General features: G+C 60.0%; 10 protein-coding genes and 4 tRNA genes. 4 read left to right on the forward strand and 10 right to left on the reverse strand.

Annotated elements, in window-relative coordinates; genetic code table 11:
- Positions 1-144: 144 nt before the first annotated feature.
- The 5 genes from VPH41_RS27205 to VPH41_RS27225 all read right to left on the reverse strand — a co-directional run bounded on the left by VPH41_RS27205 (position 145) and on the right by VPH41_RS27225 (position 3,047).
- Positions 145-221 (reverse strand) — tRNA-Asp (locus VPH41_RS27205).
- A gap of 56 nt (positions 222-277) precedes the next feature.
- A tRNA-Val gene (locus VPH41_RS27210) sits at positions 278-353 on the reverse strand.
- 228 nt (positions 354-581) lie between these two features.
- A tRNA-Asp gene (locus tag VPH41_RS27215) sits at positions 582-658 on the reverse strand.
- A gap of 54 nt (positions 659-712) precedes the next feature.
- Positions 713-788: transfer RNA gene (locus tag VPH41_RS27220), tRNA-Val, on the reverse strand.
- A 99-nt stretch (positions 789-887) separates the two neighbouring features.
- Complete coding sequence (locus VPH41_RS27225) at positions 888-3,047, reverse strand: S9 family peptidase (RefSeq protein WP_328572122.1); 2,160 nt, start codon at positions 3,045-3,047, stop codon at positions 888-890.
- Positions 3,048-3,227: 180 nt separating this feature from the next.
- Here VPH41_RS27225 and dinB point away from each other — a divergent pair, with 180 nt between their 5' ends.
- Both dinB and VPH41_RS27235 read left to right on the forward strand, forming a co-directional pair.
- A complete protein-coding gene (gene dinB, locus VPH41_RS27230; protein WP_328572123.1) occupies positions 3,228-4,412 on the forward strand; it encodes a DNA polymerase IV in 1,185 nt (394 codons plus the stop codon).
- A gap of 118 nt (positions 4,413-4,530) precedes the next feature.
- Entirely contained in the window at positions 4,531-5,427 is an 897-nt protein-coding gene (locus VPH41_RS27235) for a recombination-associated protein RdgC (protein ID WP_034754435.1), read from the forward strand.
- A gap of 149 nt (positions 5,428-5,576) precedes the next feature.
- Here the strand turns inward: VPH41_RS27235 and VPH41_RS27240 are convergent, their stop codons facing one another.
- On the reverse strand, positions 5,577-8,225 hold the full coding sequence (locus VPH41_RS27240) for a TonB-dependent receptor (protein WP_328572124.1): 2,649 nt from the start codon (positions 8,223-8,225) through the stop codon (positions 5,577-5,579).
- 608 nt (positions 8,226-8,833) lie between these two features.
- Positions 8,834-9,319, reverse strand: a complete 486-nt coding sequence (locus tag VPH41_RS27245; protein ID WP_034781194.1) for an asparaginase domain-containing protein — start codon at positions 9,317-9,319, stop codon at positions 8,834-8,836.
- A 175-nt stretch (positions 9,320-9,494) separates the two neighbouring features.
- Here VPH41_RS27245 and VPH41_RS27250 point away from each other — a divergent pair, with 175 nt between their 5' ends.
- Entirely contained in the window at positions 9,495-10,268 is a 774-nt protein-coding gene (locus tag VPH41_RS27250) for an L-asparaginase (protein ID WP_152255926.1), read from the forward strand.
- Positions 10,269-10,307: 39 nt separating this feature from the next.
- Here the strand turns inward: VPH41_RS27250 and VPH41_RS27255 are convergent, their stop codons facing one another.
- Positions 10,308-11,321 (reverse strand): D-2-hydroxyacid dehydrogenase family protein, encoded by a 1,014-nt coding sequence (locus VPH41_RS27255; protein ID WP_328572125.1) that lies wholly within the window; start codon positions 11,319-11,321, stop codon positions 10,308-10,310.
- 328 nt (positions 11,322-11,649) lie between these two features.
- Here VPH41_RS27255 and VPH41_RS27260 point away from each other — a divergent pair, with 328 nt between their 5' ends.
- Positions 11,650-13,521 (forward strand): phosphoenolpyruvate carboxykinase (GTP), encoded by a 1,872-nt coding sequence (locus tag VPH41_RS27260; RefSeq protein WP_328572126.1) that lies wholly within the window; start codon positions 11,650-11,652, stop codon positions 13,519-13,521.
- A gap of 499 nt (positions 13,522-14,020) precedes the next feature.
- Here VPH41_RS27260 and VPH41_RS27265 read toward each other — a convergent pair whose 3' ends face one another.
- Positions 14,021-14,911: a hypothetical protein gene (locus tag VPH41_RS27265; protein WP_328572127.1), complete on the reverse strand. Its 891-nt coding sequence runs from the start codon at positions 14,909-14,911 to the stop codon at positions 14,021-14,023.
- Between the two features lie 105 nt (positions 14,912-15,016).
- Positions 15,017-17,866 carry an excinuclease ABC subunit UvrA gene (uvrA, locus tag VPH41_RS27270; protein ID WP_290602569.1) on the reverse strand — a complete coding sequence of 950 codons (2,850 nt, stop codon included), beginning with the start codon at positions 17,864-17,866 and terminating at the stop codon, positions 15,017-15,019.
- Between the last annotated feature and the right edge of the window lie 369 nt (positions 17,867-18,235).

Genomic DNA, 18,235 nt, shown 5'->3' on the forward strand with positions numbered 1-18,235 from the left:
AGTCGGCAAGAGCGCTGATTCTAACAGCCGGGGTCAGCCCCCCCGGAGAAGTTAGCGTTGAGCTTGACGTTGGCGGTGTTGAGGGTCTGACCCCACAATGGGAAAAGCCCTTCGGTTCAGAGAACCAAAGGGCTTTTCTTTTATTGGCGGAGCGGACGGGACTCGAACCCGCGACCCCCGACGTGACAGGCCGGTATTCTAACCAACTGAACTACCACTCCAAGCTCGTATGATCTGTGTTGCTGATCCATGAAGCACTGGATAATTTTCTGTTTGGTGGTGGGTGCTGAGAGGCTCGAACTCCCGACCTACGCCTTGTAAGGGCGCCGCTCTACCAACTGAGCTAAGCACCCGCATACCCAGAAAACTATCCCGACGTTTGTCACCACGTCTGGAAGAGGCACTATTATAGGGGGCGGCTTCCCCCTTGTGCAACTATTCTTGGGGGCTAAAAGCAGTTTTTTTGCTGAAAAGCGCAAAAATGTTCAAGTGCGGGGAGGATGATGCCTTTTCCAGCGCATTTGTGGCCCGGAAATGGGAAAAGCCCTTCGGTTCAGAGAACCAAAGGGCTTTTCTTTTATTGGCGGAGCGGACGGGACTCGAACCCGCGACCCCCGACGTGACAGGCCGGTATTCTAACCAACTGAACTACCACTCCAAGCTCGTATGATCTGTATTGCTGATCCATGAAGCACTGGACAGTTTTCTGATTTGGTGGGTGCTGAGAGGCTCGAACTCCCGACCTACGCCTTGTAAGGGCGCCGCTCTACCAACTGAGCTAAGCACCCATTGCTTGTCTCAGAAAACCATCCCGACGTTTGTCACCACGTCTGGAAGAGGCGCTATTATAGGACGACGGAAATCCTTGTGCAAGCGCTTTTTTCACATTATTCAGTGATATTCCATTGCGACAGCATCCACGCCATATTGAACGCATTTTCGGCGATCGCGTTATAGCGGCCCGATGCGCCGCCGTGGCCGGCGCCCATATTCGTTTTCAGCAGCAAGGGATTGCCATCCGTTTTATACGCGCGCAGCTTGGCCACGTACTTGGCCGGTTCCCAGTACATGACCTGGCTGTCGTTGAGGCCTGTCGTCACCAGCATCGCTGGATAATTCTTGCGCGCAATGTTGTCGTAGGGCGAGTAGCTGAGCATGTAGTCGTAGGCCGCCTTCTGGTTCGGGTCGCCCCATTCCAGGTACTCGCCCGTCGTCAGGGGCAGGCTGGCGTCCATCATGGTGTTCATCACGTCGACGAACGGCACGGCCGCGTGCACGGCATGGAACAGCTCGGGGCGCATGTTGACGACGGCGCCCATCAGCAGGCCGCCCGCGCTGCCACCCTGGATGATGAGGCGGTTCGGGCTCGTCCATTTTTCGCGCACCAGGTAGTCGGCGCTGTCGATGAAGTCATTGAAGGTGTTTTTCTTCTTCATCAGCATGCCGTCTTCATGCCACGCTTCGCCCATGTCCGTGCCGCCGCGGATATGCGCCTGCGCATAGATGACGCCCCGCTCCAGCAGGCTGATGCGGGACAGGCCAAAGCTCGCTTCCGTCGAGATGCCATACGAACCGTAGGAATACAGCAGCAGCGGCGCTGAACCGTCGAGCTTGACGCCTTTCTTGTAGACGATCCACAGCGGCACTTGCACGCCATCGCGCGCCGTCACCCACAGGCGCTGCGTCGTGTAGCGGCTGCCGTCGTAGCCGCCCACGATGGCTTGCTGCTTCAGTACCGTGCGCTTGCCGTCCTGCATGCTGACGTCGATGACGGTGGGCGGCGTGACGGGCGACTGGTAAGACATGCGAAATTGCGTAGCGGAAAATTCCGGCGTATCGGCCGCCGTGGCCAGGTAGACTGGATCGTCGAACTGCACGGTTTTCCAGTTCTTGTGGGCGAAATCGTAGATGCGCGCGCGGTTCAGGGCGCGCGTCTTTTCCATCACCACCAGGTAGCCCTGGAAGGCGTCGATGGATTTAATGACGGTATCCTTGTCGTGCGGCACCAGCGTGGTCCAGTTTTTTGGCTGCGGCGCAGACAGCGGCGCGCTGACGACGCGGAAGTTCTTCGCTCCCTTGTTGGTGACGATATACAACTGGCCGTCGCGGTGTTCGATGCCATAGCGGTGGCCTTTCTCGCGCGGCAGCACGCTGTGGAAGCTGCCGTTCGGTGTGCTGGTCGGCAGCAGCAGCACTTCGCTGGTATCGGTGCTGCCGGAAGTGAGCACGAAGAAGCGCCGGTCGCGCGTGCGCTCCACCCCGATGGAAAACTGCTCCACCGGTTCGTGGTAGACCTGTTGCGGCGTGCCGCCCAAGGGCAGGCGGAACAAGCGGTCCGAGCGCTTGGTGGTGGCGTCTTCCTGCGTCAGCATCAGGGTGGCATTGTCCGCCGCCCAGGCCAGCGAGGTGACTCGCGGCATGCTGTCGGTCAGCAATTTACCCGTCTTCAAATCCTTGACGTGCAGCTCGTACTGGCGAAAGCCCGTCGTGTCGGTGGTGTAGGCCAGCAACTGCTCGTTCGGGCTGATGGCAAACGCGCGCACGGCAAAGAATTTCTGGCCTTCGGCCAACTGGTTCTGGTCCAGCAGGATTTCCTCGGGCGCCTGCGCATCATAGGCGCCGCCGGCGCCGACGGGGCGGCGGCAATTGAGCGGATACTGCTTGCCCGCTTCCGTGCGCGTGTAATAGTAGAAATTGCCCAGGCGCGCAGGCACGGACAAGTCCACTTCCTGCATGCGGCCCTTGATCTCCGCATACACCTTGTCGGCCAGCGGCTGGATCGGGGCCGTGACGGCGGCCGTGTAGGCGTTTTCCGCATTCAGGTAATCGATCACGGCAGGATCGGTCTTCTTTTGCAGCCAGCGGTAGTCGTCCGTGACGACGGTGCCGTGGCGCGTTTCCTGCCAGGCTGTCTTGGCGGCCACCGGTGCGGTGGCGAGGGGGGCGTCGGCGGCCAGCGCGGATGGCGCCAGCGTGGACAGCAGCAGGGCCGGCACGATGGATGAGCAGGCGGCCAGGCGGCGCAAGGCGTGATGTGCTGTAGACAAGGCAACTCCTTTAAATAGTTGTGTCAGGATTGTAATCTTGCCATTGGGAAAAGCAACCGCTGATCGCCGCCATCGGGTCCCGTGCGGTTCAACTTGCATCCCGGCCCATTTCCGGTAATACTGTATGCATGCACAGTATCTTGCCGCGTATAGGCAAGCCGATCCGCCGCGAGGTGTTTTTTGATTCCATCTGCCCCTACACTTGCCGAAGCACCCGCCGTGCGCCGCTGGATCGCCCACCTGGACATGGATGCCTTCTTTGCTTCCGTGGAATTGCTGAAATATCCGGAATTGCGGGGCGAAGCCGTCGTCATCGGCGGCGGGCGCCTGCAGCAGCCCCTGCTGCAAGCCGACGGCACGCGGCAGTTTGCGCGCATGCGCGACTACGTGGGGCGCGGCGTCGTCACCACGTCCACCTATGCGGCGCGCGCGTTCGGCGTGTTTTCCGCCATGGGCATCATGAAGGCGGCCAAGCTGGCGCCCGACAGCATCCTGCTGCCCGCCGATTTCGAGGCGTACCGCGAATATTCGGCCCGCTTCAAGCAAGCCGTGGCCCATCTGTGTCCCATCATCCAGAACGTGGGCATCGATGAAATCTATATCGACCTGACGGAACACGGCGAGCAGGCGCCGGCCATGGCGGCGCGCCTGAAGGCGGCCGTCTTCGAGGCGACGGGTTTGTCGTGCTCGATCGGCCTGGCGCCCAATAAATTGCTGGCGAAAATCTGTTCCGACCTGGAAAAACCCGACGGCTTGACCCTATTGCAGCCCGAGGATATCGCAACGCGCGTGTGGCCCTTGCCAGCGAAAAAGATCAACGGCATCGGGCCGAAAGCCACGGCCAAGCTGGAAGCGCTGGGCATAGTCACCATCGGCCAGCTGGCGCAAGCCGACATGGCCATGCTGCGCACGCAGTTCGGCGACCTGTACACGGGCTGGCTGCACCAGGCGGCGCTGGGCATCGACGAGCGGCCCGTGCAGACGAGCCGGGAAACCAAGTCCGTCAGCCGCGAAACGACGTTCGAGCGCGACTTGCAGGTGGTGCGCGACCGCGCCACCCTGTCGGAAAAGCTGGAAAGCCTGTGCACGCGCGTGGCGGGCGATCTGGATAAACAGTCGCTGGCGGGGCGCACGGTGGGCGTCAAGCTGCGCTTCGAGGATTTCAGCACCGTCACGCGCGACATTACCTTGCCCAGCGCCACGGCGGACGCGGCCGCCATCCTGCGCGCCAGCCGCGATTGCCTGCGGCGCGTGCCCTTTGAAAAGAAAATCCGCCTGCTGGGCGTGCGTATCTCGACCTTGTCCGATCCGGCCGTCGCGACGCGGCAGGCGCCGGCCCAGGCGGAGCTGTTTCCCGCCCTGTAGCGGTATTCCCCACGCATCAACAACACCGCGCCAGTCCGCGCTTTTGACGGCATTCCCGTGTTGAAAGTGTAGAATGGCGTTCCCCTGGCACTACTGAAACAAACGGAAGACAAAAACTATGTGGTTCAAGAATCTTCAGATTTACCGCCTGCCCGCACCATGGGCTTATACGCCAGAACAACTGGAAGAGGCCTTGTCCTCGAACAAATTTACGCCGGCGACCAGCATGGATCTGATGCGCCAGGGCTGGGATACGCCACGCCCGAACGGCGGCCTGGTCCACGTGGTCAACAAGCAGATGCTGATCTTGCTGGGCACGGAAAAGAAATTGCTGCCAGCGACCGTCATCAACCAGGTGGCCAAGGCCCGTGCCGCCGAGATGGAGGAAGCGCAAGGCTTTGCGCCTGGCAAGAAAGCCATGAAAGAATTGAAGGAACGCGTGGCCGACGAGCTGCTGCCGCGCGCCTTCAGCATCCGCAGCAACGTCTGGACGTGGATCGACCCCGTCAATGGCTGGCTGGTGGTCGATGCCGCCAGCCCGGCGAAAGCCGATGAAGTCATCAAGCTGCTGTTGAAAGCCGTGGATAAATTGCCGCTGGAAAGCCTGCGCGTGCAGCGCTCGCCCGTGGCGGTGATGACGGAATGGCTGCAGGCCGACGACGCGCCTGCCGGCTTCACGGTGGACATGGACACGGAATTGCGCGCCACGGGCGAAAGCAAGGCCACCGTGCGCTACGTGCGCCACACCCTGGAAGCGGACGACGTGCGCCGCCACATCGCGGCCGGCAAGCAGTGCACGCGCCTGGCCATGACGTGGAACGACAAGATCTCGTTCGTGCTGACGGAGTCCCTGGCCATCAAGAGCGTCAAGCCGCTGGACGTGATCAAGGAAACGGAATCGAGCACGAAGAACGACGAAGAGCGTTTCGACGGCGACGTGATGCTGATGACGGGCGAGCTGAGCAAGCTGATGGCCGACGTGGTCGAAGCGCTGGGCGGCGAAGCGACGGCGTAAGCACGTCATGCGGTAACAAGAAAAGGAGCTGCGGCTCCTTTTTTTTCGCCTGCATAATGCGAGGAAGAGCGATGCGAGGAAGATAAAAAAAGCGCCTTGCACGGTGAAGTGCAAGGCGCTTTTCAGACAAGCTAATTTAGGACGTCAAATTAGAACTTGTAGTTGCCGGTGATGTAGAACGAACGCATCATTGGATCGGCGTAGCGTGGGTCGAAACCGATCTGGTGGCCCGACGAAGAGCGCAGCGACAGCGGTGGTGCACGGTCGAACAGGTTTTTGATACCTGCGCGGATCGTGGTTTGCTTGTCAAAGGCGAAACGTGCTTGCCAGTCGAACGTGGTGTACGACGGAACTTGCAGGCGGAAGCCCTTCTCTTCTTTTTTGGCTGCCACGTCGTACACGGTAGCGGCTGCATCGGTGTAGCCGTTACGGTAGTTGACCGTGACCGTGTTGCTCAGGCGGCCCGTATCCAGGGTCGTCGTCAGCTTCATCAGGTTGCGGAACGTGACTTCGTTGGTGTCGCCGAAGAAGTTCATGTTGCTGGTGTACACATTGTCGCTACCAGCTTTGGTGTAGTTAGCGTGCAACATGTGCGTACCGCTCAATTGGGCGGTCAGCTTGCCGAAGTCAAACTTGTGGTTGGCCGACAGATCCCAGTCGATACCACGGTATTCCTTCTTGCCGATGTTGACCGACAATTTCTTGAATGCGTAGTAGGCATTGCCGGTCGACGGTTCGATATATTGCGTGAAGCTCGTTGCGTACTTGACCGGATCGGCAAATGCTTGCTCTTCGGTGATTTCCGATACGGCATTGCGCAGTTTTACGTCCCACAGGTCGGCGCCGAACGAGAAGGCCGCGCTAGGCTCGACACGGAAGCCCAGGGTGAACTGCTTCGATTTTTCCGATTGCAGGTCCGGATTGCCTTGCGACATGGCGTTGTATTGCGTTGCTTCCGCGCGGCAGAGCTGCGTACCTGGGTATGGGCAGTCGAATTTCTTGGCAGTAAAGCCTGCAGCGACCAGCGGCTGTGCCAGGTCCAGCATGCTTGGCGCCTTGAAGCCCGTGCCGTACGAACCGCGGATCAGCACGGTTTGTACTGGTTGCCAGCGTGCCGATACCTTGTAGGTATTGGCGCTGTCTTTCTTGCCGACCGTTTTGTTGGTCAGCTTGTCATCGATCGCCTTGACGGCATCGTAACGGCCGCCAACGGTCATTTCGAACGACTTGGTCAGCGGTGCCAGCAACTCGACGAAGGCGCCGTAGGTATCGCGGCTCAGGTCGTAGGCAGGCGAGGTGTTGAAGTTGTAGATATCCTTCGACGTGCCGTTGCTGTCTGGCGACTGCTCATAGCGGTAGGTGCGGTAGTCACCACCGATACCCAGGCTGGCCTTGCCACCTGGCAGGTCGAACAGTTCACGCGAACCGTGCGTGTCGACGCCGCGCATCGTGGTCGATGCGGTACGGATCGAACCGACGAATTGCGCGCCAGCGATTTGCGACTGGATGGCAGCCGATTGCTTGCTCGCAAACGGGTTGAATTCCGGATTGGCGATCATATCCTTGAACGCCTGGTTTTTCGCGTAGCCGCCCGTGTAGCGCTCGTCGATCGCGTTTTGCGACCAGGTCAGGCCGCTTTCGAAGTTCCATGCGCCCAGTTCGCCTTCCACACCAACGACCATGTGTTTGGTTTCGGTGATGGTGTTGCTGGCGCGCAGGCCGAAGTCCGTCGTACGGTAGTTGGCGGTGACCGATTTGACATCGGCGCGTTGCGCTGGCGTCAGGTATGGCGACACATAGGTGTTGTACAGCGCGCTGTCCTTGGCGATCGAAATCGGGATCGGATTGGCGGCGATACGCGCGGTCAGGTCGAAGCGCGAGTAGGCGACTTCAGCGAACGCGTTCAGGTTGTCGTTCAGCTTGTAGGTTGCTTTGGTGAACAGGCTGTCGCGTTTCGATTGCGGCACGATTTCCACGGTGGAGCCGGTGTCGAAACCGCAAGCGCGTGGATTGCTTGTGGTGAGGTCGAAACCGTCAGGGCATGTTTTGTTGTTTTGCAGATAATATGGCGTGAAGGCTGTCGAGGCGCTGTCCTTCGTGTTGTAGGCAACGGTGGCGCCAGCTGGTGCAGCCGAGGTGCTGGTACGGTCCCAGATGTAGTTCTTGCCGTTGCGGGCGAATTTCAGGTACGAGCTATCGGCGAACTTGCGATCGGTCGCTTTCAGTTTCGACTGCTCGTCGTGGCGGTACGAAATCAGCACGTTGAAACGGTCTTCTTCCAGGTCGCCGAAACCATAGGTGACGCTGGTATTCCAGGCGTTGCCGCCCTTGTCTTCCGGACCGCCATAGGTGGCTTCCAGGGTGGCGCCTTGCTGGTTTTTCTTCAGGATGAAGTTGACTACGCCGGCGATGGCGTCCGAGCCGTACAGTGCCGAAGCGCCGTCGGTCAGGATCTCGACGCGCTCAACGGCGCTCATCGGGATGGCATTCAGGTTGACCGTGGTGCCGGAACCTTGTGGCGCGATACGGCGGCCGTTCAACAGCACCAGGGTGTAGGTTTCGCCAATGCCGTGCAGCGATGCGCTGGTATTGCCGCCCGAATTCGAACCAGCGGCGACGGCGCCGATGGTGAAACCTTGCATGGCAGGCAGGGCCTGGATCAGGTCGGCTACCGAAGTGGCGCCCGATTTGGCGATCGCTTCTTGCGACAGGCGTTGTACAGGCAAGGCGCCTTCGACGGCGATACGCTTGATACTCGAACCGGTGATTTCAACTTTTTGAATTGCTTCGTCCGCCATGGATTGGCCAGAGAACAAGACGCTACCTGCCAGTACGGTCAGGGCCAGACGTACGCTGCGTACGCCGATTTTTTCTTTAAATGCCATTGTAACAATTACTCCGTAGTAGTTTTAATAACGACAAGCAGTACACGAGCACCGATGAAGCCATCAGATAGATGGCCAGCGGAGGCGTGTACGGTAGGCGGAACCACGTCGGTGGGAGGTGGAAGACTACTTAGCGCAATATTGTTATAAATGCACTTTTGACTTGTCGAGGCGAACATTATGTCGTCTCAGCAAGGAAAAATGCACCTCAACCGTGTCGGATTTGGCAATAAATTATGGATACAGAAGAATGTTCAATTTAATTGTTAAATGACAGTTTTATATTTATAAATATCTGTGTTTTTAAAAATGATTAATGGCGTTTTTTTACAACATAAAATTATTGTATTGGCAATTCGATGTTTTACCTACAATAATTCGATGAAAACTGTTGCTTTTCAGAATTTGTGACAAGTGAAAAAACGTAAAAAAAGCCCGTTGAAAACGGGCTTGTAGAATTGTGACGGCGCGTCAGTCAGAGCGTATGCCGGTCTGCCGTTTGCGCCCTGCCTGCCAGCGGCTTACAAGGGCTGGAATACGCCGGCGGCGCGGTTCTTTTGCACATTGTCCCAGGCAAAGATCTGGCCATTCATGGCCACGTACACGCCGGCGGGCAAGGTTTGCGCCACGCCGCAGGCAAAACCCAGGTTGAACAGGGCATCGGAGTTGTCGATTTCGTAGGGAATCATGGCGCCCGTCAAAATCACCGTTTGCTGCAGGTTGGCCGCGCCCAGCACTTGCGCCGTTTCGCGCATGGTATCGGTGCCGTGGATGATGACGATGGCTTTTTCCTGTGCCGCGCGGCACGAGGCCAGCACGCGCTGGCGGTCCGCATCCTGCATGTCGAGCGAGTCCAGCAGGGGCAATTGCTCCAGCGCCACGGGCGCCGTCATGCGCGCGCGGGCTATCGCTGCCGGCAAATGACTGTCGGAAAAGCCCAGGGTACCGTTCAATTCGTTGTAGTGCTTGTCGAAAGTGCCGCCAGTGGCGAGTATGCGCAAAGTCATGATGTGGTCACGATGTCAGTGGAGAATGACGCGCATGATATCGTGGATTGGCACCGTTGCGTGAATGGCGCTGCAGAGGGGACGTGCTTGTTGCCCCGCGCTTGCGCCGCATCTGGAAAATCCGGCCATCTGTGAGTACACTGGTTTCTTTGTTTGCCTACCACTCCGACTCCGTATGAAAGCGCTCGCTCCCGGCACCGTCATTTTTCACCGCCACCGCGGTTACGGGGTGATCACGTCCGTCAATTTGCTGACGGGCTGGATCGCCGCCCGTTTCGGCAGCGAAGCGCGCACCCTGGACTTGAACCTGTCGACCGACGACGTGCAGTTTGCCGATGGCGAAGCGATCCTGTTTCGCCGCGCGCCGCCCGACCGCATGCCCCACGCGCGCCTGATGGCCATGGTGCGCGAGCTGCATCAGGCCGGTTACCAGAAACTGTATCTGTACTCCTGGCCGAAACCGTCGGGCCTGCACTGGCGCTGGCATTTGTTTACGGGGCCGCGCGACTGGATGCAGCGACCCTGGCGCGAAGGGTGGTACGGTTCGGGCGCCGATTACAACGTCAACCCCGTGATGGGCTGGGGCGATACGCCGGGAGCCTCCACTGCTGAGCTGATCGATGCGCTGGCCCGTTTCGACCCGCAGGGGCTGGCGCAGGCGCTGGGGCGCGACGACGACCATAGCGAGTGGTTTGGCCGCGTCTGCGATGCCTTGTTGCCCGATTATATGTACAGCCTGGACATGCAGCGCAGCGACGGCGGCCCCTTGCCCGACATGCCTCCCGTGCCGGTGGTTGCCGTGCGCGCCGGCGTGGCGCCGTATGCGGGTCCGCAGATTGCCTGGCCGCCCGGCTGGGCCGGCCTGTGGCGCGGCCGGCACGTGCTGCCCGCGCCGGCCATCGGCATCACGGGCGAGCCGGACCTGCTGAAGGGTTTTCAGCGCTCCTGAGAGCGCCTGGCAAAATCGACGCGCGCGCAGCAGGTTTGCTCAGCTGTTCTCCGGCGCTTGGCGCGCGTGCTGCAGCACCTGGGGATTGAGCAGGCGCGTGCATTGGCCTTGCGCAAAATCGACGATGTTTTGCAAGGCGTAGCGGAAATACAGTTCATAGCTGTCACGCTCGACGTAGCCCAGGTGTGGCGTGGCCAGCACGTTCGGCAGCCGCAGCAATGGCGAGCCGGGCGGCAGCGGCTCGTCCGTAAACACGTCCAGCGCGGCAGCGCCCGGGCGTCCCTGCGGCAGCGCCGCTTCCAGCGCGCCATCGGCGACCAGCTCGGCGCGGCTGGTGTTGACGAACAGGGACGTTGGTTTCATGCGCGCCAGGTCCTCGGCCGTTACCAGGCCCCGCGTGGCGTCGGACAGCCGCAGGTGCAAGGTCAGCACGTCGGCCTGCTCAAAAAATGCCTCGCGCGATGCCGCTGCCGTATCGCCGGCCGCCACGGCCGCCGCGCGGCTCGCTTCGCTGCCCCACACGAGGATGGTCATGCCGAAGGCGCGGCCATAGCCCGCGATCAATTGCCCGATCTTGCCGTAGCCCCAGATCGCCAGGGTGCGTCCCTTGAGCACCGTGCCCAGGGTGTTGCGCGCCGGCTCCAGCGACGCCGTCTGCCACAGCCCCTCCTGTAAATGTTGCGCGTACGGCACGATCTTGCGCTGCGCCGCCATGATCAGCGCCCACGTCAGTTCGGCCGGCGCCGTGGGCGAGCCGATGCCTTCCGCGATGGCGATGCCCAGTTCGGTGGCGGCCGGCACGTCGATGTGTCCGCTGACCTTGCCCGTTTGCGAAATCAGTTTCAGATTCGGCAGTTTCGACAGCAAGGCCCGGTTGAAACTGCTGCGTTCGCGGATCAGCACCAGCGCATCGAACGGCGCCAGGCGGATCGCCAGCTGGCCCAGGCCCCGCGCCGTATTGCTGAATACTTTGACCTCGTGGCCATCGAGCAACTGGAAGCAATCGAGGCCGCGCACGGCATCCTGGTAATCATCGAGTATGGCAATTTTCATGGTGGATGGCCGATTTTAGTAAGGATTTGGTAGGGAAATAACAGGATACGGGAAATGCTGAATAGCCTACTACATTAGTCAAGCTATTCTCCTACATTTTTGCGAGAATAGCCGTTATGCGGGTGTACAATCGCCGGCACTTTTGAAGCTTCCTGATTATAGTTATAGCGCAAACTGTTCCTGCAACCTGGGTGCATGATCCAGGTAAACGACACCAGAGCCCTGTCCGCGTGAACACGCCGCCTGCAGTGAGCCGCAGCCACCTCTCGACGATGCTGCCTGTCTTGCCGGAACGACCAGAATTTCTTTTATTGGTATTGGAGGTAATATGAATCAGCCCGTCATGGGTGGCGTCGCCGCACTCAACGTCCCAGCTTATATTAAACAACAGAAACTGATCAACTGGGTGGCCGACATTGCCGCGCTGACCAAGCCGGACCGCATCTACTGGTGCGACGGCTCGCAAGAAGAGTACGAGCGCCTGTGCGCCGAGATGGTTGCCAGCGGCACCATGAAAAAACTGAATGCGGAAAAGCGCCCGAATTCCTACCTGGCCTGCTCCGACCCGAGCGACGTGGCCCGCGTCGAAGACCGTACCTATATCTGTTCGGCAACGAAAGAAGCGGCCGGCCCCACGAATAACTGGACCGAGCCTGGCGAGATGCGCCACACCCTGAACGGCCTGTTCGATGGCTGCATGCGCGGCCGTACCATGTACGTCGTGCCCTTCTCGATGGGCCCGCTGGGTTCGCCCATCGCGCACATCGGCGTGGAACTGTCCGATTCGCCTTACGTGGCCGTCAACATGAAGATCATGACCCGCATGGGCCGTGCCGTGTACGACGTGCTGGGCACCGACGGCGAGTTCGTGCCGTGCGTGCACAGCGTGGGCGCACCGTTGGCTGCCGGCCAGCAAGACGTGAAATGGCCGTGCAACAGCACCAAGTACATCGTGCATTTCCCGGAAACGCGCGAAATCTGGTCCTTCGGTTCGGGTTACGGCGGCAACGCCTTGCTGGGCAAGAAATGTTTCGCCCTGCGCATCGCCTCGAACATGGGCTACCAGGAGGCGCAAGCGTCCGACAGCAACCCGGGCTGGCTGGCTGAACACATGCTGATCCTCGGCGTGGAATCGCCGGAAGGCAAGAAGCATTACGTGGCGGCAGCGTTCCCGTCGGCCTGCGGCAAGACCAACTTCGCCATGCTGATTCCGCCGGCAAGTTTTAACGGCTGGAAAGTGACCACCATCGGCGACGATATCGCCTGGATCAAGCCGGGCGCCGATGGCCGCCTGTACGCGATCAACCCGGAAGCGGGCTACTTCGGCGTGGCGCCGGGCACGAACGAAAAGACCAATTACAACTGCATGGCGTCCATGCGCGACAACACGATTTTCACCAACGTGGCGCTGACGGACGACGGCGACGTGTGGTGGGAAGGCTTGACCAAGGAAGCGCCTAGCCATTTGATCGACTGGCAGGGCAAGGACTGGACGCCGGCGTCCGGCACCAAGGCCGCGCACCCGAACGCGCGCTTCACTGTTGCGGCAACGCAAAACCCAGTGATCGACGCGGCCTGGGACGATCCGGCCGGCGTGCCGATCTCGGCTTTCATCTTCGGTGGCCGCCGCTCGACCACCGTGCCGCTCGTCACGGAAGCGCGCAACTGGGTCGAAGGCGTCTACATGGCCGCCACCATGGGTTCCGAAACGACGGCGGCTGCCGTGGGCCAGATGGGCGTCGTACGCCGCGATCCATTTGCCATGCTGCCGTTTATCGGCTATAACATGAGCGATTACTTCCAGCACTGGCTGGACATGGGCGTCAAGGTAGGCAAAGTCAACCCGGCCGCCCTGCCGAAGATCTACTGCGTCAACTGGTTCCGTACGGACGAGGCAGGCAAGTTCGTCTGGCCTGGCTTTGGCGACAATATGCGCGTGCTGAAGTGGATGCTGGACCGCATCGAAGGCAAGGCCGGTGGCGTGGAAAACCTGTTCGGCACGACGCCGCAGTATGGCGACCTGAACTGGGATGGCTTGCCATTCACGCAGGAACAGTTCGACACCATCACCTCGATCGACAAGGCCGCGTGGGTGGAAGAATTGAAATTGCATACGGAGTTGTTTGAAAAACTCGCGTATCATCTGCCGCAAGAATTGGCAGATAACAAGGCTGCGCTGGAAAAGCGGCTGAGTGCATAAGTAAGTTAGCGTCAAGCAGCACCTGACCAGCCTAGCGCGCCGCGCAGCAGCTTGTCAGGTGTGGAGAGTTGTAGTGGGGGGAGAAACACGCCGGCAAAGACTGGCGTGCGATAAATGACACGCCGGCAATGACTGGGGTGCTAGCAAAAAGAGAAACGGCGCGGATTGCATGAGCAATCCGCGCCGTTTTTTTATGGCGTGCCCGATGCGTCTAGCCGGCCTTGGCCGGCACGACATAAATAGGGTAGACCGGGTCCAGCATTTTGGGACATTGCCCAGGCTTTTCTGCGGGAAAGGTAATGGCCAACGGCGCCGTCTCATGCAGGCTGTCCTCCACTTCCAGTACGCCCGCGTAGGCCTTGACCTGGCGTGGCGCAGGCGCCTGGCATTCACCGATCGCCAGTTCGCGTCCCTGTCCATGGAAACTGCTGCCATAAGCAATCTTGGTGCAGACCGTGGGCCAATATCGAAATGCCGTGAAACGTCCCGCCGCAGAGAATTACTGCCGGTCCCGCTGCTCCAGTTTTTCCTGCATGAAGTACATCAGCAGTGCTGGATAGGCCTCGTACGCCGGTGGCAGCGCCAGGCGCAATGGCTGGCTGGCCAGCGTCACCAGCATGTCGCAAGTACCGCCGCGGGCCATGCGGAGCTTTTCTCGCCTGGCTGCACCGTCCACGCCGACAGTGAACGGTATCTGGCCGTCCGTATTCAGTGGCGTTCTTGCCATGCGTAGCTCGGCCGTCAGGCGCCGTCCGCCGTCGCGATAGACAATATCGTAGACCTTGCCAGGCTTGAACCCTTCACCTGCCTCGACCCGGTACAGGCCGTAGGCCGCATTGACCTCGTCACTGACCTCGCGCAAACCATTCTGTAAGGCAAATCGCTTCACCTTGTCGCTGGGGCCGTCCTGTTCCTGTTTCGACCAGTCCCATTCCAACGATGCCAAAGTGCTGCAGAGTGGCGTGAGCGGCTGTTTTTGCTTTGCGCATTGCTGCATTCCGGTATTGGCCAGAAAGCTGCCCTTATCTTGCAAGCCCATCTGCTTTTCCACATGCAGCCGCACCAGTACCGGAGTCAGCTTGCGGCCCGTGCCGCGTTCCCGGAGTTGGAAGCGCGTTGCGGAGAGGGGGACCGGCGGAGCGACGATGGAATAGCCGTCCTTATCGCTGGCCAGCGTATCGGGATACTGCCCGGGAAGAAACAGGATGCCGCGGGCATTGGCGGGCAAGGTGACGGACGGCGGACGTTTGCCCTTGGCCGGCGCCAGGTGCAGGAATTGCCCAGGTTCGTCTAGCGGGCAAGAACAGGCCCATGCGGGCAGAGCGGCGCCAGCCAATGCCAGGGCGATGCATTGGCGCGCCAATGTTACAAGCGATGATGCGATCGACAAACGGCCCTCGGGATGAAATGGCCGCAGGGCCGGGAAAACAGTTTCCCATAGAAAAATCCCCCGGGCAAGACAACTGGCCCGGGGGATCGTGAGGGAAATTGGAACTTACTGCTTCAGCAGCGGCCCCAGGTATTTACCCGTTACGCTGGCCGGATTGATGGCCACGTCTTCCGGCGTTCCCGTGGCGATGATTTGTCCGCCGCCGGCGCCCCCTTCGGGGCCCAGGTCGACGATCCAGTCGGCCGTCTTGATGACGTCCAGGTTGTGCTCGATGATGACGAGGGTGTTGCCCTGGTCGCGCAGGCGGTGGATGACCTTGAGCAGCAGATCGATGTCGTGGAAGTGCAAGCCCGTCGTCGGTTCATCGAGGATGTACAGGGTGCGGCCCGTGTCGCGCTTGGACAGTTCCAGCGACAGTTTCACGCGCTGCGCCTCGCCGCCGGACAGGGTGGTGGCGCTCTGCCCCAGCTTGATGTAGCCGAGGCCCACGTCGAGCAGGGTTTGCAGCTTGCGCGCGATCAGTGGCACGGGCTTGAAGAATTCATGCGCCTCTTCCACCGTCATGCCCAGCACTTCCGTGATGTTCTTGCCCTTGTATTGCACTTCCAGGGTTTCGCGGTTGTAGCGCTTGCCGTGGCACACGTCGCACGGCACGTACACGTCGGGCAAGAAATGCATCTCGACCTTGATCACGCCATCGCCCTGGCACGCTTCGCAGCGTCCGCCCTTCACGTTGAACGAGAAGCGGCCCGCACTGTAGCCCCGTTCCTTGGCCGTCGGCACGGTGGAGAACAGGTCGCGGATCGGCGTAAACAAGCCCGTGTAGGTGGCGGGGTTCGAGCGCGGCGTGCGGCCGATCGGCGCCTGGTCGACGGAAATGACCTTGTCGAAGTGTTCGAGGCCGCTGATCGAGTCGTGCGGCGCCGGTTCCGTCTGCGAACCGTACAGATGGCGAGACAGGGCAGGATATAAAGTATCGTTGACCAGCGACGACTTGCCGGAGCCGGACACGCCCGTCACGCACGTCATCAAGCCTACCGGCAAGCTCAGCGACACTTTTTTCAGATTGTTGCCCGTTGCGCCCGTGATCACCAGTTGCTTTTCCGGATTGCTGGCGTGGCGCTTGGCCGGTACGGCGATCTTCAGCTTGCCGTTCAGGTACTGCGCCGTCAACGATTTCTTGTTCTTCAAAATGTCTTGCAGGGTGCCTTCGGCGATGATTTCGCCGCCGTGCACGCCCGCACCGATGCCCATGTCGACGATGTAGTCGGCCGTGCGGATGGCGTCTTCGTCATGCTCGACGACCAGCACGCTGTTGCCGATGTCGCGCAAGTGCTTCAGGGTTTCAATCAGGCGGTCATTATCGCGCTGATGCAAGCCGATCGACGGCTCATCGAGCACATACATGACGCCCGTCAAACCGGAGCCGATCTGCGATGCCAGGCGGATACGCTGTGCTTCGCCGCCGGACAAGGTGTCGGCGCTGCGGTCCAGCGACAGGTAGTCGAGGCCCACGTTGTTGAGGAATTTCAGGCGCGAAATGATTTCTTTGACGACGCGGTCGGCGATCTCTTTCTTGGCGCCCGTCAGCTTCAGTTTTTCAAAGAATTCCAGCGTTTCGCGCAGCGGTTTTTCCGCCACTTCATAGATGGCGCGCTGCTGCTTGCCCGTGCCCACCTTGACGAAGCGCGCTTCCACGCGCAGGCGCGCGCCATCGCACGAGGGGCAGCATTTTTCATTGATGAACTTGGCCAACTCTTCCTTGACGGCCATCGAGTCCGTTTCGCGGTAGCGGCGCTGCAGATTGTTGACCACGCCTTCGAACGTGTGTTCCTTGATGACGGTGCGGCCCCGTTCGTTCACATAGCTGAACGGGATCACTTGCTTGCCGGAACCATACAGCACGGCTTGCTGCGAATTCAAGTCCAGTTGCTCGAACGGCGTGTCCAGGTCGAACTCGTAAAAGGCGGCCAGGTTCGTGAGCATCTGGAAATAAAACTGGTTGCGGCGGTCCCAGCCCTTGACGGCGCCCGAGGCCAGCGACAGGTTCGGGAACGCGACGATGCGTTTCGGGTCAAAGAATTCAATGTGGCCCAGGCCGTCGCATTCGGGGCAGGCGCCCATGGGGTTGTTGAACGAGAATAAACGCGGTTCCAGTTCCTGCAGGGAATAGCCACACACATTGCAGGCGAATTTGTTGGAGTACACGTGTTCCTGGGCCGTATCCATTTCGTAGGCAATGGCGCGGCCGTCGGCCAGGCGCAGGGCCGTCTCGAAACTTTCCGCCAGGCGTTGCTTGATGTCCTGGTTCACCTTGACCCGGTCGATGACGACGTCGATCGTGTGTTTTTCCGTTTTCTTTAATTTCGGGAGGTCATCAACTTCATAGATTTTGGCCGCATGCGTGCCGCTTTGCACGCGGAAGCGCACGAAGCCCTGCGCCTGCATCTGCTCGAACAGGTCCACGTGTTCGCCCTTGCGGTTGGCGACGACGGGCGCCAGTATCATCAGCTTGGTGTCTTCCGGCATGGCCAGCACGGCATCGACCATTTGCGACACGGACTGGGCCGCCAGCGCGTTTTCCGGGTGGTCGGGGCAGTAGGGCGTGCCGACGCGTGCGTACAGCAGGCGCAGGTAATCGTGGATTTCCGTCACGGTGCCCACGGTCGAGCGTGGGTTGTGCGAAGTTGCCTTCTGTTCGATGGAGATGGCGGGAGACAGGCCCTCGATCAGGTCGACGTCCGGCTTTTCCATCAATTGCAGGAATTGGCGCGCGTAGGCCGACAGCGACTCGACGTAGCGGCGCTGGCCTTCTGCGTACAAGGTGTCGAAAGCCAGCGAAGACTTGCCGGAGCCGGACAAGCCGGTAATCACGATCAGCTTATTGCGCGGCAAATCGAGACTGATATTCTTGAGGTTATGCGTGCGAGCGCCGCGAATGCGGATCTGTTCCATGTGATTGCCTTGCTTTCAGTGAGTGTGCGGCCGGCGCATCGGGCCAGGATACGGATGAGTGGCCACAACGGGTCAACCTGTTACTATAGCCGGGTTTTGTTCTGCATGCCTGAGGCGTCTCTGGGCGGATTGCGCCGCCGGGGGAACGTGCCCCGATAAAGTTTGATACAGATGCGTGCAGAGGGTTAAACACTGTATATAATACCAGTATTCAATCTTGCTGTTTTTCCCGCAGCAGAAAAAATTTATACCGTGCAACGTTCAATGCATGGCAAGACCTGTGCCTGAAACGGAAGTCGCATTGCGCGGGCGACTCGCTTATAATCGTCGTTTAGTAAAAAATCTAACGCGCGCGAGTTTTGGCTCCCG

It is taken from the genome of Janthinobacterium sp. P210006 (genome assembly GCF_036231885.1).
In the GTDB taxonomy this organism is placed as follows: Bacteria; Pseudomonadota; Gammaproteobacteria; order Burkholderiales; family Burkholderiaceae_D; genus Janthinobacterium; species Janthinobacterium violaceinigrum.

What these genes read in the sequence shown, in the direction of transcription:
- VPH41_RS27235 (WP_034754435.1), top strand. Translation starts at nt 4,531, where the DNA reads ATGTGGTTCAAGAATCTTCAGATTTACCGCCTGCCCGCACCATGGGCT.
- VPH41_RS27240 (WP_328572124.1), bottom strand. Translation starts at nt 8,225, where the DNA reads ATGGCGGACGAAGCAATTCAAAAAGTTGAAATCACCGGTTCGAGTATC.
- VPH41_RS27245 (WP_034781194.1), bottom strand. Translation starts at nt 9,319, where the DNA reads ATGACTTTGCGCATACTCGCCACTGGCGGCACTTTCGACAAGCACTAC.
- VPH41_RS27250 (WP_152255926.1), top strand. Translation starts at nt 9,495, where the DNA reads ATGAAAGCGCTCGCTCCCGGCACCGTCATTTTTCACCGCCACCGCGGT.
- VPH41_RS27255 (WP_328572125.1), bottom strand. Translation starts at nt 11,321, where the DNA reads ATGAAAATTGCCATACTCGATGATTACCAGGATGCCGTGCGCGGCCTC.
- VPH41_RS27260 (WP_328572126.1), top strand. Translation starts at nt 11,650, where the DNA reads ATGAATCAGCCCGTCATGGGTGGCGTCGCCGCACTCAACGTCCCAGCT.
- uvrA (WP_290602569.1), bottom strand. Translation starts at nt 17,866, where the DNA reads ATGGAACAGATCCGCATTCGCGGCGCTCGCACGCATAACCTCAAGAAT.